11 protein-coding genes are annotated in these 15,301 nt (G+C 72.2%); 6 read left to right on the top strand and 5 right to left on the bottom strand.

From position 1 onward, the window contains the following. Positions 1-57 precede the first annotated feature (57 nt). The 4 genes from ACYQ8Q_RS18580 to ACYQ8Q_RS18565 all read right to left on the bottom strand — a co-directional run bounded on the left by ACYQ8Q_RS18580 (position 58) and on the right by ACYQ8Q_RS18565 (position 7,302). Entirely contained in the window at positions 58-909 is an 852-nt protein-coding gene (locus ACYQ8Q_RS18580; protein WP_460066290.1) for a carbohydrate ABC transporter permease, read from the bottom strand. Next, positions 906-2,198 carry a carbohydrate ABC transporter permease gene (locus tag ACYQ8Q_RS18575; protein ID WP_460066289.1) on the bottom strand — a complete coding sequence of 431 codons (1,293 nt, stop codon included), beginning with the start codon at positions 2,196-2,198 and terminating at the stop codon, positions 906-908. The genes ACYQ8Q_RS18580 and ACYQ8Q_RS18575 overlap by 4 nt, the downstream gene beginning before the upstream one ends. Before the next feature lie 7 nt (positions 2,199-2,205). Next, positions 2,206-3,588, bottom strand: a complete 1,383-nt coding sequence (locus ACYQ8Q_RS18570) for an ABC transporter substrate-binding protein (RefSeq protein WP_460066287.1) — start codon at positions 3,586-3,588, stop codon at positions 2,206-2,208. Positions 3,589-3,738: 150 nt separating this feature from the next. Then, entirely contained in the window at positions 3,739-7,302 is a 3,564-nt protein-coding gene (locus ACYQ8Q_RS18565) for an FHA domain-containing protein (protein ID WP_460073387.1), read from the bottom strand. Positions 7,303-7,711: 409 nt separating this feature from the next. Between ACYQ8Q_RS18565 and ACYQ8Q_RS18560 the strand changes: the two genes are divergently transcribed. The 4 genes from ACYQ8Q_RS18560 (at position 7,712) to ACYQ8Q_RS18545 (ending at position 13,106) form a co-directional block, all read left to right on the top strand. After that, positions 7,712-9,460, top strand: coding sequence for a serine/threonine-protein kinase (locus ACYQ8Q_RS18560; protein ID WP_460066285.1), 1,749 nt, complete (start codon positions 7,712-7,714; stop codon positions 9,458-9,460). 137 nt (positions 9,461-9,597) lie between these two features. Then, positions 9,598-10,845 (top strand): serine/threonine-protein kinase, encoded by a 1,248-nt coding sequence (locus ACYQ8Q_RS18555; protein WP_460066282.1) that lies wholly within the window; start codon positions 9,598-9,600, stop codon positions 10,843-10,845. A 62-nt stretch (positions 10,846-10,907) separates the two neighbouring features. After that, complete coding sequence (gene prfB, locus ACYQ8Q_RS18550) at positions 10,908-12,014, top strand: peptide chain release factor 2 (RefSeq protein WP_460066280.1); 1,107 nt, start codon at positions 10,908-10,910, stop codon at positions 12,012-12,014. 285 nt (positions 12,015-12,299) lie between these two features. Further along, positions 12,300-13,106 carry a hypothetical protein gene (locus ACYQ8Q_RS18545; RefSeq protein WP_460066278.1) on the top strand — a complete coding sequence of 269 codons (807 nt, stop codon included), beginning with the start codon at positions 12,300-12,302 and terminating at the stop codon, positions 13,104-13,106. A gap of 105 nt (positions 13,107-13,211) precedes the next feature. On the opposite strand, the gene ACYQ8Q_RS18540 is transcribed toward ACYQ8Q_RS18545, so the two are convergent. Next, positions 13,212-13,403, bottom strand: coding sequence for a hypothetical protein (locus tag ACYQ8Q_RS18540; protein ID WP_460066277.1), 192 nt, complete (start codon positions 13,401-13,403; stop codon positions 13,212-13,214). A gap of 248 nt (positions 13,404-13,651) precedes the next feature. Here ACYQ8Q_RS18540 and ftsE point away from each other — a divergent pair, with 248 nt between their 5' ends. After that, positions 13,652-14,341, top strand: a complete 690-nt coding sequence (gene ftsE / locus ACYQ8Q_RS18535; RefSeq protein WP_059203505.1) for a cell division ATP-binding protein FtsE — start codon at positions 13,652-13,654, stop codon at positions 14,339-14,341. 42 nt (positions 14,342-14,383) lie between these two features. Then, entirely contained in the window at positions 14,384-15,301 is a 918-nt protein-coding gene (ftsX, locus tag ACYQ8Q_RS18530; protein ID WP_358986118.1) for a permease-like cell division protein FtsX, read from the top strand.

The raw sequence follows: 15,301 nt of genomic DNA, 5'->3' as shown, positions 1-15,301 counted from the left end.
GGTGAACGGGGAAGGGCGGGACCGTGACGTCCCGCCCCCGTGGCGGTTAGTCGACGGCTATTTCACGGCTCCCGCCATCACCCCGGACACGAACTGCCGCTGGAACGCGAAGAACACGGCCAGCGGGATCACCATCGAGATGAACGCGCCGGGCGCGAGCACGTCGATGTTGTTGCCGAACTGCCGTACCTGGGTCTGGAGGGCGACCGTGATCGGCTGGCTGCCGGCGTCGGTGAACACCAGCGCCACCAGCATGTCGTTCCACACCCACAGGAACTGGAAGATGGCCAGGCTCGCGATCGCCGGGCCGCCCAGCGGCATCACGACCCGGAAGAACAGGCGCAGTTCGCCCGCCCCGTCCAGCCGGGCGGCCTCCAGCAGTTCGCGCGGGATCTCCGCGAAGAAGTTCCGCAGCAGGAACACCGCGAACGGCAGGCCGAAGCCGACATGGAACAGGACCACCCCGAAGACCGACCCGAACAGGCCGAGCTTGCCGAAGAGTTCCGCGATCGGGATCAGCGCCACCTGCACCGGCACCACCAGCAGCCCCACGACGGCCAGGAACCACCAGTCGCGGCCCGGGAACTCCATCCAGGCGAAGGCGTATCCGGCGAGCGAGCCGATGAAGACCACCAGGAGCGTCGCCGGGACGGTGATCAGCACCGTGTTGACCAGCGAGTCGGTGATGTCGCCGTTCTCCAGGAGCTTGCGGTAGCTGCCGAAGGTGAGCTCGGAGGGCTTGGAGAACACCGTCCACCAGCCACTGGCGCTCAGGTCCTCCGGGGAGCGCAGCGAGGAGATCAGCAGACCGATCGTCGGCACCAGCCAGAACAGGCCGACGACGAGGAGGAAGACCCGGACCAGACCGCTGTTGACCTTCTCGATCAGCCACCTGCCCGCGGTCGTCATCGCCGCACCTCCCGCCTGAGCCTGCGCACGTTGAACCACATCACCGGGATCACCAGCAGCAGCAGGAACACGGCGATCGCGCTGGCGATGCCGGGCTGGTTCTCCGAGAAGCCCTTGCGGTACAGCTCCAGCGCCAGCACGTTCGCGTCGTCCTGCGAGGAGCCGGGGGCGATGATGAACACCAGGTCGAACACCTTCAGCACATTGATCATCAGGGTGACGGTGACGACCGCCAGGACCGGCGCGAGGAGCGGGACGGTGACCCGGCGGAACACCTGCCACTCGTTCGCCCCGTCGACACGGGCGGCCTCGAGGAGCTCACGGGGGACACCCGCCAGCCCGGCCGCGATCAGCACCATCGCGAAACCGGCCCACATCCAGATGTACGACCCGATGATCGCCGGGGTGACCAGCGAGGGACCCAGCCAGTCCACGCCGTTGTACGGCTCCGCGAAGTTGCTCGCGGGCAGCCGCAGCCGGGCCCCGTCCGCTTCGGCGGGGAGGGTGAAGGTGCCGTCGTCGGCGGCCGTGGCGGACGCGACCACCCTGCCGTCCTTCACGGCCTCGATCCTCATCCCGGCGTAGCCCAGCTCGGTGGGGTCCGGGGCGCCCAGGGTGCCGACGCCCTTGCCCCGGGTGAAGTCCTGCCAGGTGGTGCCGGTGATCTTCGCGGGGTCGGCCTCGGCCGGTACGGCCTTCTTCGCGTCGTCGGGCATCCGGTCGGGCGCGACGCCGACCAGGGGGAGGGAGACCGTCTCACCGGTGTGCACGGTCGCCTGGGTGACGTAACCGCCGCCCTCGGCCGTCAGGGGCGACTCACGGCCGGGGTGGGCCTTCGGGAACGCGGACGCCTGGACGAACGTGTCGTGCACCCCCACCCACACCGCGTTCGCGACCCCCTTGTCCGGGTCCTGGTCGTACACCAGCCGGAAGATGATCCCGGCGGCGAGCATCGAGATCGCCATCGGCATGAAGACGACCAGCTTGAACGCCGTGCCCCAGCGCACCCGCTCGGTCAGCACCGCGAAGATCAGACCGAGGGCGGTCGCCACCGTCGGCGCGAACACCACCCAGATCACGTTGTTCTTCAGGGCCGTGCGGATGCCGTCGTCCGTGAAGAGGGCCCGGTAGTTGTCGACGCCGGCGAAACCGTCGCCCGACGGGTCGTAGAAGCTGCGCACGACCGAGTACCCGATGGGGTACACCACGAGCGCGCCGAGCAGCACCAGAGCGGGCAGCAGGAAGAGCGCCGCCACGGTTGTGCGCGTGCCGGTTACGGACTGCCTCATCGCCGGGTCAGTTCCCGTACGCCGCCGCCGCGTCCGACTCCAGTTTCCTCTGGGTGCCGGCCACGTCCGTCGGGTTCTTCAGGAAGTCCTGGAGATCCTTCCACTCGCCCTTGCCGGGTGTGCCGCCGAAGGCCTGCGGGGCCTGGTCGGACATGTCGAAGCGGAAGTCGTCGCCGGACGCGATCAGCGCCTTGGCGATCGTCTGCTGGACCTCGTTCGGGTACGAGGAGATCGCGACGTTCTTGTTCGGCGAGAGGTAGCCGCCCAGCTTCGCCTGGATCGTCGCGGCGTCCGGCGAGGCCAGGAAGGTCGCCAGCGCCTGCGCGCCCTCGGAGTCCTTGAAGACGACCGCCGCGTCACCGCCGGACACCACCGGCGCGGTGTCACCGGCCTTCGGGAACGGGAACACCTTCGCGTCCGTGCCCACCTTCGCCTTGGTGTCCGCGATGTTGACCTGCACGAAGTCGCCCTCGTAGACCATCGCCGCCTTCGGCTGGTCGCCGCCGGTGAACGTCTGCGTCACCGAGGCCGGGAACTCCGTCTGGAGCGCGCCGCTCGCACCGCCCGCGATCCAGTCCTTCTTGCCCCAGATCAGGGCCAGCGTGGTCAGCGCCTCCTTCACCGAGGGATCCGTCCACTTGATCTTGTGCTGGGCGAGCTGGTCGTACTTCTCCGGGCCCGCCTGGGACAGATACACGTTCTCGAACCAGTCGGTGAGCGTCCAGCCGTCGGCGCCGCCGACCGAGAACGGCGTGACACCGGAGTCGTACACCGTCTGCGCGGTGTCCAGCAGCTCGTCCCATGTCTTCGGCTCACTCGCGCCCGCGTTCTCGAAGACCTGCGCGTTGTACCAGATCAGCGACTTGTTGGCGGCCTTGTAGTAGACGCCGTACTGCTTGCCGCCGACCTTGCCGATGTCCTGCCAGCCCTGCGCGTAGTTCTTCTGCAGCTCCTTCAGGGCGTCCGCGCCCAGCGGCTTCGCCCAGCCCTGGTCCACCGCCTGCTTGATCGCGCCGGGCTGGGGGAGCATCGCCACGTCCGGCGGCGAACCGCCCGCGATCTTCGACCCGAGGAAGTTGATGATCGGGTCCTGCGCGGGGACGAAGGTCACCTTCGCGCCGGTGCGCTTCTCGAACTCCGCCAGGACCTTCTTGAAGTTCGCCTGCTCCGCGCCGGTCCACACGGCGGCCACCTCGAGCGTGGTCCCGTCCAGCTTCGGCAGGCTCAGTCCGCTGCCGGTGTCCTCGGTGCCGGTCCCGCTTCCGTTGCCGCTGCTCTTGTCGTCGTCCCCGCCGCACGCGGTGAGCGAGAGCGCGAGGGCTCCCGCCGCGAGCGCGGCGGCCGTCTTCACGGTCCTGCGTGTCCGGATGGTGTGGCTCGTCCTGCGCATCACGACCCCGTTCTTCGGTTCTCGTCGAACGTCGAGCGCTGTCCCGTGAGCACTGGTCTACGCCGGGTGACGGAGGTCGGCAAGAGCGCCCACCCTGTCCACCGGGGGATCGTGACCGCGTCGTAACGGGTGAGCCGTGGTGCGGTGTCCTCACACGCCGGACGGGCTGGAGGTGCCGGACCGGTGCTGATCGGTGGCCGCCGCGCGCTCCAGAGCGCTGGCCAGCAGGGCCAGGTCCGTCGGGCCGTTGCCCAGTTCCCGGACGGGGCGGCGGGTCGGGGGGTCGCCCATGCGGTGCCAGTCCAAGGGCACCACCGTGGGGCGCAGGGTCGCCGTGCGGGGGATACGGCCCGTGACGCGGCCGCCCTGGAAGGGGGTGAGACGGCCGTCCGCGCCCCTGAGGCGGCCCCGGCCGGGGGCGGGCTCGTCGGCGCCCGAACCCGGAGGGTCGAGGCTGACCCGGACGGTGGAACGGCGGGCCGGTTCCGACTCCGCCGTACGGGCGTCCGGAGCCGTCGCCGCCACGAGGTGCACGCCGAGCCGGTCACCCTCACGGGCCACCGCCTCCAGCGCCCGCATCACCGAGCCGGCGGCGGGGCGCCCGGGGGAGCCCAGGGCGGGCGAGACCAGGGCGTCGAGGTCGTCGACCACGACCACCAGACGGGGCAGCGGGGCGGGTGTCTCCTCCTGGCGGCGGGCGGCCGCCGAGGGACGCAGCCGGATCGTGGCGCTGGGCGGGGTGTCGAGGTCGGCGGCGCCGGCGGACGAGGACGCGGGGGCGGCCGGGGTGCGCTGGGGGACGATCCGGCCGGACACCTCGCGGTGCGTGTGCCACTCGGCGAAGTCGGAGAGCCCGAGCAGCTCGGCCCGCCGTTTCAGCTCGGCGCTCAGCGACTGCGCGAACTCCCGCATCCGGACGGGGTCGTTGGCGGTCAGATGGCCGGTGACATGCGGGACGTCCGTACAGACGCGCAGACCGTCGCCCTGGCCGGTGGCGCCCTGGCCGACGGTGTCGCCGCCGTCCAGCAGCAGCACGCTCAGCCGGTCCGGGCGCTCCGCGGCGGCCAGCGAGGCGACGACCGCCCGCAGCAGTTCCGTACGGCCGCTGCCGGACGGGCCCTCGATCAGCAGATGCGGGCCCTCGACGGCGAGGTCCACCGCGACCGGACCGCGCGGGCCCGCGCCCAGCACGGCCCAGGCCCGGCCGCCGAGCGCCTCGGTGTCGTCGGCCGCGTCGGCCCAGCGGGCCATCAGGGAGGCCGGGGTGGCCCGGGCCAGGCCCAGTTCGTCGAGGAGCCGGGCGGACGGGGGCAGCGGGGCCGACACCCGCGTGTGCCGTTCACCGCCGCCGTCGGGGCGCAGCGGGGCCAGGGCGCGCGCGAACCGCTCGGCCCAGGCCGGGGAGACCGCGTCCACGGCGGCCAGCGTGCCCTGACCCACCGGGCCCGACCGGCCGTCGCCCTCCGGCGCCACCCGGAACAGCCGCAGCGCCGTCGCCACGTCCCCGCTCAGCAGCGCCACCGCCCCGCACGCGCGGAACGCCGGTGCCGCCGCGCAGGCCGTCTCGTACGCCTGCGTCACCGGGGCGCCCGGCGACACGGCGGACGTCTCGGCCAGACACAGCACATGGATGCCGGCCCGGGGGCCCGCCACCGCCAGCCGCGTCACCGCCTCGCGCAGATCGGCGCCGCCCGGGTCGCCGTCCACGACGACCACCGTGTACGGGCCGGGGAAGCCCGCCCCGTCCTCGGCCCGCGCCCAGGACGGGCGGTGCGCGGTGACCGGCGCCGGGCCGCCGCCGTCCGGCTGCCGGTCCGCCAGTCGGCGCAGCAGCTCGTCCGTGCGGGCCGCCGCCTGGTCGTGGTCGTAGGCGAGCAGCAGACGGCAGTCCTGGCCGTGGCCGGGACGCAGATGGGGCAGCCAGCCGAGCCAGGCCCACTCCGCGGTGCGCTCCTGCTCGCTGCGCGCCCGGTCCGTGCTGATCAGGACGATCTCCAGGGCGTCCGGCGAGTGCAGCGCGGCCAGCTGCGCCAGCACCGCGCGGGCCAGCCCCGCCAGCCGCGGGCGCGGTCCGGCCAGCCCCAGCGCCCCCGCCTCGCGCAGCCCCGCCGTCACCGGGACGGCGGGCAGCACGCCCGAGCCGTCCGGCGCGGGCCGGTCCGCCGTGCCGAGCCGGACCGTCAGCGCCTCCGGGTGACCGGGGGCGCGCTCCCACAGCCGGGGGCCCGGGGCCAGCGCCGTCAGCAGCAGCGCCGCCGGGTCCGGCCAGGTCTCCGGCGCGGGCGCGGCGACGGCCAAGGAGGAGGCCGCGGTGCCCGGTGCGTCGTCGTGGGCGTCGGTGTCGGGGGAGTCCTGCGCGCCGCCGCGGCCGCCGGCCAGCTTCCGCGCCCAGGCGGAGAGACCGCCGCGTTTGCGCAGACCGGGCGGGACGTCGGTGCCGCGCAGGGGGGTGCCCTTGCGGCGGGAGACGGCGGGGGTGTCGTCGTCGGGGGCGGTGCCGTGCGCGCCTCGGGCGCCGTCCTGCGGTCCGCCGTCGTGGGGTCCGCCGTCGTGGGGCCCGCCTTGGGGGGACTGGCCGTGGTGGGGCTCGTCGTGGTGCGGCCGGGTGAAGGAGCCCACGCCCGCGCGGCCGGCGTGCGTGTCGTGGGACGCACCGGGGGAGGGCGCGCGGCGCGCCGTGCCGGGGGCCGGGTGGCTCTCGATGTGCGGGGCGCCGCCCTGGCCGGGCACCGAGGGGGTCTCGCCGGAGGGGTGGGCACGCTCGGGGCGGGGAGCCTCGGAACCGGTCCAGTCGACCGTGCCGTAGGCGTGGCCGGTCGGGCCGTGGGGCGGCGCGGGGGTGCCCGCCGGCTGCGGGCTGTCGGTCCGCGCGCCCGGCAGCACGCGTGCGGGGGCGGCACCGGTGGTGCCCGCGGGGCCGCCCGGTCGTGGGGCGGGCGTCTCGCGCGCGGGGGATCCGCCCGCCGCGGTGGTCCGGTCGGCGGCGGCCGTCTCGCGCGGGTGCGCCCCGGTCGCCGGTGTCGAGGGCGGGGCGCTCTGTGCCGTACCGGCGCCGCAGGGCACGCGGACGTGCCCCTCGCCGTCCGGGGTGGTGGCCACGGGGACTCCCGGGCCGCCGGGCGGAGCGAGCCGCAGCGCCGACTCGCCGACCCGCAGCAGCGCGCCCGGGGCCAGCCGGACGGGCCGGGACTGGATTCGGCTGCCGTCCAGGGTGGTGCCGTTGGTGGAGCCGAGGTCGGTGACGGTGGCGCGCCCGTCGGGGGTCAGGGTCACCGCGCAGTGCAGCCGGGAGACGTCCGGGTCGTCCAGCGGGACGTCGGCCTCGGCGGACCGGCCCACCCGGACCTGGCCGCCGTGCAGCAGGTGCACCCCGCCGGCGTCCGGGCCCGCGACCACGTGCAGCCGGGCCGGGGCGTCGTCGACCTCGGGATGCGGCTCGGGGTCGGCCGGGGCGCCCACGGCGAGGACGGCGCCGTCCGTCAGGGGAGGTTCGCCGAGGGTGCAGCGCCGGCTGTCGAGCCGCTCCGCGCCCGCGTACAGGACGACCGGCGCGCCGCTCGCGCTCTCCCCGGAGACCGCGGCGGACAGGGCGGACGCGACCTCGGTCAGCGCCGTGCCGGCGGGCGCCGTGACCAGTACGTCGCAGCTCGCGGCGCGGCCCCGCCCCTCAGCGGACGCGCCCAGCGGGTCTACGACGGTCAGCCGGATCTGCATCGCCGTCAGCGGTCCCTTCTGCCCGGGCGCGGACCATCCCCCACCCCGCACGAGCACATCGGCCAGTACTGCAGGCATCCTCGCACCTGTCACCGACAATCCGCCCACCGCCCGCATGCAAGTGATCTTGATTGGTCGGCTCTGCCCGCAAAAGTGCCTGACCATTCGATCGCCGGCGATCGGACGGCGATCAGTTGAGATCGGTCACGCCGGGGTGCGGCAACCGGGGGACCTGGGTGCGCGTCTTCCCTTCGAACGGGCAGGGAAGAAGGCACGTAACCGTACGTAAGGCCCATAGGAAGAGGACAGCCCGGTCCGGGGACCCCGGCACTACAGTGGGTCGGAACACAGGCAGAACAGGCAAGCAAGCAGCAAGCAAGCAGCCAGCAAGCAGCAGGGAGCGCGTGACGTGCGGCCAGTCGGCAGCAAGTACCTGCTCGAGGAGCCGCTCGGACGCGGCGCCACGGGCACCGTCTGGCGAGCCCGCCAGCGCGAGACCGCGGGCGCCGAGGCGGCCGTGCCCGGTCAGCCCGGGGAAACCGTCGCGATCAAGGTCCTCAAGGAGGAGCTCGCGAGCGACCCCGACGTCGTGATGCGGTTCCTGCGCGAGCGGTCGGTGCTGCTGCGCCTGACCCACCCGAACATCGTCCGGGTCCGCGACCTGGTCGTCGAGGGCGATCTGCTGGCGCTGGTCATGGACCTCGTCGACGGCCCCGACCTGCACCGCTACCTGCGCGAGAACGGACCGCTGACGCCCGTCGCCGCCGCGCTGCTCACCGCCCAGGTCGCCGACGCGCTCGCCGCGAGCCACGCCGACGGCGTGGTCCACCGCGACCTGAAGCCGGCCAACGTCCTGCTGATGCAGGAGGGCGGCCAGATGCACCCGATGCTCACCGACTTCGGCATCGCCCGTCTCGCCGACTCCCCGGGCCTGACCCGCACCAGCGAGTTCGTCGGCACCCCCGCGTACGTGGCGCCCGAGTCGGCGGAGGGCCGTCCGCAGACCTCGGCGGTCGACATCTACGGCGCCGGCATCCTGCTGTACGAACTGGTCACCGGCCGTCCGCCGTTCGCCGGCGGCTCCGCGCTCGAAGTACTCCACCAGCACCTCAGCGCCGAACCGCGCCGCCCCTCCACCGTCCCCGACCCGCTGTGGACGGTCATAGAGCGCTGCCTGAGCAAGACCCCCGAGGGCCGGCCGAGCGCCCAGAACCTCGCGCGCGGGCTGCGGATCGTCGCCGAGGGCATCGGCGTGCACGCCAACGCGATGCAGATCGCCGCCGCCGAGGGCGTCGTCCACCTCCTCGCCCCCGACCCGGCGCCCGCGCAGGTGCCGGGCGCGGACGCCGGAGCGGGCCTGCCCCAGGGGGCGTACGACCCGAACGCCGCGACCAGCGTGCTCCCGCACACCGGTGGCCCCGCCGGAGCCGCCGACCCGACGGCCGTGCTGCCGCACACCGGCGGCCCGGGCGGCGGCGCCGATCCGACGGCCGTGCTGCCGCCGGTGCCGCAGCACCAGCCGGGACAGCAGCAGCCCGAGCAGCCGCACCCCTGGCAGACCCAGCTCCGCGCGGCTCGCGACCGCAACGAACAGACGCAGGTCCAGCAGTACCTCGACCCGGGCGAGGACCCGCTGCGCCGCCGCCCCCAGCGGCAGGTCGCCCGTCCGCAGCAGCCGCCGCAGCGGCCCCAGCAGGGCGGATACGGGCCTCAGCAGGGCGGATACGGGCCTCAGCAGGGCGGATACCCGCCCCAGCAGGGCGGGTACGGCCATCAGCAGCAACCCCAGCAGCAGTACGCGCCGCCGCAGCAGCCCCAGCAGCCCCAGCGGTACGCCCCGGCTCCGGCCCCGCAGCAGCAGCCCCAGCGGCAGCCGCAGCGGCCCGCGCCCGAGCCGCGGCAGCCCCGCGAACCCAGGCAGCGCAGCGCCAACCCGATGAAGATCCCCGGACTCGGCTGCCTGAAGGGCTGCCTGTTCACGATCGTCATCTTCTTCGTGGCCGGCTGGCTCATCTGGGAGTTCAGCCCGCTCCAGGAGTGGATCGGCACGGGCCGGAGCTGGTGGGGCGAGCTGACCCACCTGTTCGACCAGTTCACGAGCTTCGTCGGTGACCTCGCCGACGTCGGCGGCGACTCGGGCGGCCCGGGCAAGCCCTGACCCGGGCCCGGACCGGCGCCGTCCGACCGCGAGTCTGTGGACTTGTCGACATCTGGCGGGTGATTTCCGTCTCCGCGGTGAAGGTTGGCTCGTAGGACGCGTACTTTGTTCGGCAACACGCGTCTGTAGGAGCAGTCTTGGCACGGAAGATCGGCAGCCGGTACACCGCCCACCAGATCCTGGGACGGGGCAGCGCCGGCACGGTGTGGCTGGGCGAGGGACCCGAGGGGCCCGTCGCCATCAAGCTGCTGCGCGAGGACCTCGCCTCCGACGAGGAGCTCGTGGGCCGCTTCGTGCAGGAGCGCACGGCGCTGCTCGGGCTCGAACACCCGAACGTGGTCTCCGTACGGGACCTGGTGGTCGACGGCAACGACCTGGCGCTCGTCATGGACCTCGTCCGGGGCACCGATCTGCGCACCCGGCTCGACCGCGACCGCAGGCTCGCGCCCGAGGCCGCGGTGGCGATCGTCGCCGACATCGCGGAGGGGCTGGCCGCGGCGCACGCCGCCGGGGTGGTGCACCGGGACGTCAAGCCGGAGAACGTCCTGCTCGACATGCAGGGCCCGCTGGGCCCCGGCGGCTCGCACCGCGCGCTGCTGACCGACTTCGGGGTCGCGAAACTGATCGACACCCCGAAGCGGACCCGCGCCACGAAGATCATCGGTACACCGGACTACCTCGCCCCGGAGATCGTCGAGGGACTGCCGCCGCGGGCCTCCGTGGACATCTACGCGCTGGCGACCGTGCTCTACGAGCTGCTGGCCGGGTTCACCCCGTTCGGCGGGGGACATCCGGGGGCCGTGCTGCGCCGCCATGTCACCGAGACGGTCGCCCCGCTCCCCGGCATCCCCGACGAGCTGTGGCAGCTGATCGTGCAGTGCCTGGCGAAGGGGCCGGCCTCGCGGCTGCGGGCCTCCGAGCTGGCGGCGCGGCTGCGGGAGCAGCTGCCCACGCTGGCCGGGATGCCGCCGCTCGACGTGGACGAACCGGACACCGAGCCGGCGGCGGAGGGCGGCGAGAACGCGGACCCGGCCTCGCCCGCCCCGGCGGCGCCCTCCGGACGGGTACGGCGGGGGTCGGTGCCGTTGGTGCCGGGCGCCAAGCCGGACTCCAACCGGGACACCCACACCTCGATGCGGGTGCCGGCGCCCGACGAGCTGGCGGGCGGGGCGCACGGCACGGCACGGGTGCCGCGGGCCGCGGGGGCACCTCGCCCCGGCTCCGCGCGCAACCGGGCGGTCACCCGGCGCCGCCGGATCACCCTGGGCGCGGCGGCGGTCGCGCTGGTCGCGGCGGTGGGCGTCGGCACCTGGGCGGCGACCTCGGGCGACGACGCGGGCGCGTCCCCCCAGGACACCGGCACCTCGGCCCCGTCCGCCCCGTAGCCCCTGCGAGGCCGCGACCGGCGTCGGAGAGGAGCGGATGGCGGGTCCGTTACGCTGGAGGCGTGGCAGTCGTCGATGTATCCGAAGAGCTCAAGTCCCTCTCCTCGACCATGGAGTCGATCGAGGCCGTTCTGGACCTCGACAAGCTGAGGGCAGACATCGCCGTGCTCGAGGAGCAGGCGGCCGCGCCGTCCCTGTGGGACAACCCGGACGAGGCGCAGAAGATCACCAGCAAGCTGAGTCACCTGCAGGCGGAGGTCAGGAAGGCCGAAGCCCTGCGCGCGCGGATCGACGATCTCGCCGTGCTCTTCGAGATGGCCGAGGAGGAGGACGACCCGGACACCCGTGCCGAGGCCGAGTCCGAGCTCGCCGCCGTCCGCAAGGCGCTGGACGAGATGGAGGTGCGCACGCTGCTCAGCGGGGAGTACGACTCCCGCGAGGCGCTCGTGAACATCCGCGCCGAGGCCGGTGGAGTGGACGCCGCCGACTTCGCCGAGAAGCTCCAGCGCATGTACCTGCGCTGGGCCGAGCAGCACGGCTACAAGACCGAGATCTACGAGACCTCGTACGCGGAAGAGGCCGGCATCAAGTCGACCACCTTCGCCGTGCAGGTGCCGTACGCCTACGGGACCCTCTCGGTGGAGCAGGGCACGCACCGGCTGGTGCGCATCTCGCCCTACGACAACCAGGGGCGCCGCCAGACCTCGTTCGCGGGTGTCGAGATCCTTCCCGTGGTGGAGACCACCGATCACATCGAGATCGACGAGTCCGAGCTGCGTGTGGACGTCTATCGGTCCTCCGGACCCGGCGGCCAGGGTGTGAACACCACCGACTCCGCGGTGCGGCTCACCCACCTCCCCACCGGCATCGTCGTCTCCTGCCAGAACGAGCGGTCGCAGATCCAGAACAAGGCCACCGCGATGAACGTGCTCCAGGCCAAGCTGCTCGAGCGGCAGCGCCAGGAGGAGCGGGCCAAGATGGACGCGCTCAAGGGTGACGGCGGCAGCTCCTGGGGCAACCAGATGCGGTCCTACGTCCTGCACCCGTACCAGATGGTCAAGGACCTCCGCACCGACTACGAGGTCGGCAACCCCGAGGCCGTCTTCAACGGTGAGCTCGACGGATTCCTGGAAGCAGGAATTCGCTGGCGCAAGCAGCAGGAGAAGTAGTTTTGTCGACAAGGCAACCGCCCCTGAATCAGCGGCGGTTGCCTTTCGTATTGCCTTTTACGTCACATTCACAGCTCCAACATTGCGCAAAGACCCCCGACTTGGACATTGCGCCCGCAACGACCTTGACGATGCTTTGAAAAATCGGGAGGGTGCAGTGTGGCATGCGTATCTTCGGGGCGCATGTGAACCGGGGGGTTTCAGCCAGTAGTTGAGCTACCTCCCGTCGATCACCGCCCCGAGCGCGCCCTCATCGACGATTCAGCTACTGGGGGTAGCAGCTTTATGACAAAGAAGACGCGGATCCGGGTCGCGCGGCTCGCAGCCGGCGCCGTGATCGCCGCGGGCGCCTCCCTGACCGTGGCGGGCGTCGCCTCGGCCGTGGACGGCAACCTCGTTTCCACGGCCGACGACACCGAAGTCTCCACGCAGACCGATCCCGACCCGTGCGACCCGGTCGGGGTCTGCACCACCACGGGTGAGACGACTTCGACGGGCGAGACCACGTCCACGGGCGAGACCACCTCGACCGGCGAGACCACGTCCACGGGGGAGACGACCTCGACGGGCGAGACGACCTCGACGGGTGAGACCACGTCCACGGGCGAGACCACCTCGACCGGCGAGACCACCTCGACGGGTGAGACGACGTCCACGGGCGAGACCACCTCCACCGGTGGCTCCTCGACCACGGGCGAGACCACCTCCACCGGCGGCTCCTCGACCACGGGTGGTTCCTCCACCACCGGCGGTTCCACCTCGACCGGCGGTTCCTCCGACGGTGGCTCCAGCTCCACCTCCGGTGGGTCCTCCAGCACCGGTGGGTCCTCCACCGACGGTGGCAGCTCCTCCACCAGCGGCGGCACCGACACCGACGGCACCTCCACCCAGGAGGAGGGCACCTCCGCCCTGACCGACACCTCGGACAGCACCTCCGACACCGCCGCCCAGGGCAGCGGCGGGGAGCTCGCCGAGACCGGCGCCGGCCAGACCACCTTCCTGATCCTCGGCGCCGCCACCATGATCGCGGGCGGTGTCGCCTTCCGCGTCCTGCCGCGCGTCGTCGCGGGCCGCAGCGGGGCCGCTGCCTGACGGTAGTCGTACCTGCGCGTGACGTGAGGTGACGTAACGCGAGAAGGGCCCGGAGCCGATCGGCTCCGGGCCCTTCTGCGTCGTACCGTGTCCTGGGACGGGCCGCTACGCGGTCTGGTGGGCCAGCAGCGCCACCGCCGCCACCAGGACGGCCAGCAGCGCGATCAGCGCCATGGGGTTCAGCCCCGTGAAGAAGTTCTCCTGCTGCAGCCGCTCGCGGTTCGCACGGCACACGGGGCACCGGCCCTCGCTCACGGGCGCCGCGCAGTTAGCGCACACCAGCCTGTCGTACGTCATGCGCCTCGCCCTCCTTGCACCGGTTCCACGTACCTCAACGCTCACGCAACCGAGAACGTTCCCCCTCCACTGTGCCAGGTTCCCGCCAGGGCCGCGCGGCCCTGCCGGAGAGGGGCCCGGACAAACTCCGGGACAAAGTCCCGTACAAAAACGCACAAGCCTGCCGCAACCCCTCCCGGCGACTGCGCCCGCGCGCCCTATTCGCGTATGGTCACGCTCATCTACCCCCGGCGACCCGTGGTGCACCCGTGATCCGATTCGACAACGTCTCCAAGGTCTACCCCAAGCAGACCCACCCCGCACTCAGGGATGTCTCCCTGGAAGTGGAGAAGGGCGAGTTCGTCTTCCTCGTGGGGTCCTCCGGCTCCGGAAAGTCCACCTTCCTGCGGCTGATCCTCCGCGAGGAGCGATGCAGCCACGGCCAGGTGCACGTCCTGGGCAAGGACCTCGCACGCCTCTCCAACTGGAAGGTGCCGCAGATGCGCCGCCAGCTGGGGACCGTCTTCCAGGACTTCCGGCTGCTCCCCAACAAGACGGTGGCGGAGAACGTCGCCTTCGCGCAGGAGGTCATCGGCAAGTCCAAGGGCGAGATCCGCAAGTCCGTGCCGCAGGTGCTCGACCTGGTCGGGCTGGGCGGCAAGGAGGACCGCAGGCCCGGTGAGCTCTCCGGCGGTGAGCAGCAGCGCGTCGCCATCGCGCGGGCCTTCGTCAACCGGCCCAAGCTGCTGATCGCCGACGAGCCGACCGGCAACCTCGACCCGCAGACCTCCGTCGGCATCATGAAGCTGCTCGACCGGATCAACCGGACCGGCACGACCGTCGTGATGGCCACGCACGACCAGAACATCGTGGACCAGATGCGCAAGCGCGTCATCGAGCTGGAGAAGGGCCGCCTCGTCCGTGACCAGGCGCGCGGCGTCTACGGCTACCAGCACTGACCGCCCCCGCAGACGTTCACGGAAAGGCCTCAAGAACACGCCATGCGTGCCCAGTTCGTACTCTCCGAGATCGGCGTCGGTCTCCGTCGCAATCTGACGATGACCTTCGCCGTCATCGTGTCCGTGGCCCTGTCGCTCGCGCTGTTCGGCGGGTCGCTGCTCATGAGCGACCAGGTCAGCACCATGAAGGGCTACTGGTACGACAAGGTCAACGTCTCGATCTTCCTCTGCAACAAGAGCGACGCCGAGTCCGACCCCAACTGCGCCAAGGGCGCGGTGACCGACGACCAGAAGAAGCAGATCAAGACCGACCTCGGCAAGATGTCGGTGGTGGAGAACGTGACGTACGAGTCGCAGGACGACGCGTACAAGCACTACAAGGAGCAGTTCGGCGACTCGCCGCTGGCCGCCTCCCTCACCCCGGACCAGATGCAGGAGTCGTACCGGATCAAGCTGAAGGACCCGGAGAAGTACCAGGTCATCGCCACCGCCTTCGACGGCCGGGACGGCGTGCAGTCGGTGCAGGACCAGAAGGGCATCCTGGACAACCTCTTCGGGCTCCTCAACGGTATGAACTGGGCCGCGCGCGCGGTGATGGCGCTGATGCTCGTGGTCGCGCTGATGCTGATCGTCAACACCGTGCGGGTCTCGGCGTTCAGCCGTCGGCGGGAGACCGGGATCATGCGCCTCGTCGGGGCCTCCGGCTTCTACATCCAGGCCCCGTTCATCGCCGAGGCCGCGGTCGCCGGGCTGATCGGCGGCACGGTCGCCTGCGGCTTCCTGGTGATCGCCCGGTACTTCATCATCGACCACGGTCTCGCCCTGTCCGAGAAGCTGAACCTGATCAACTTCATCGGCTGGGACGCGGTCCTGACGAAGCTTCCGCTGATCCTCGCCACCAGCCTGCTGATGCCGGCCCTGGCGGCGTTCTTCGCGCTGCGCAAGTACCTCAAGGTTTGA

Source organism: Streptomyces sp. YKOK-I1 (genome assembly GCF_054660435.1).
The sequence above is the reverse complement of the archived record's forward strand: the minus strand, read 5'-3'. Positions and strand labels throughout refer to the sequence as shown.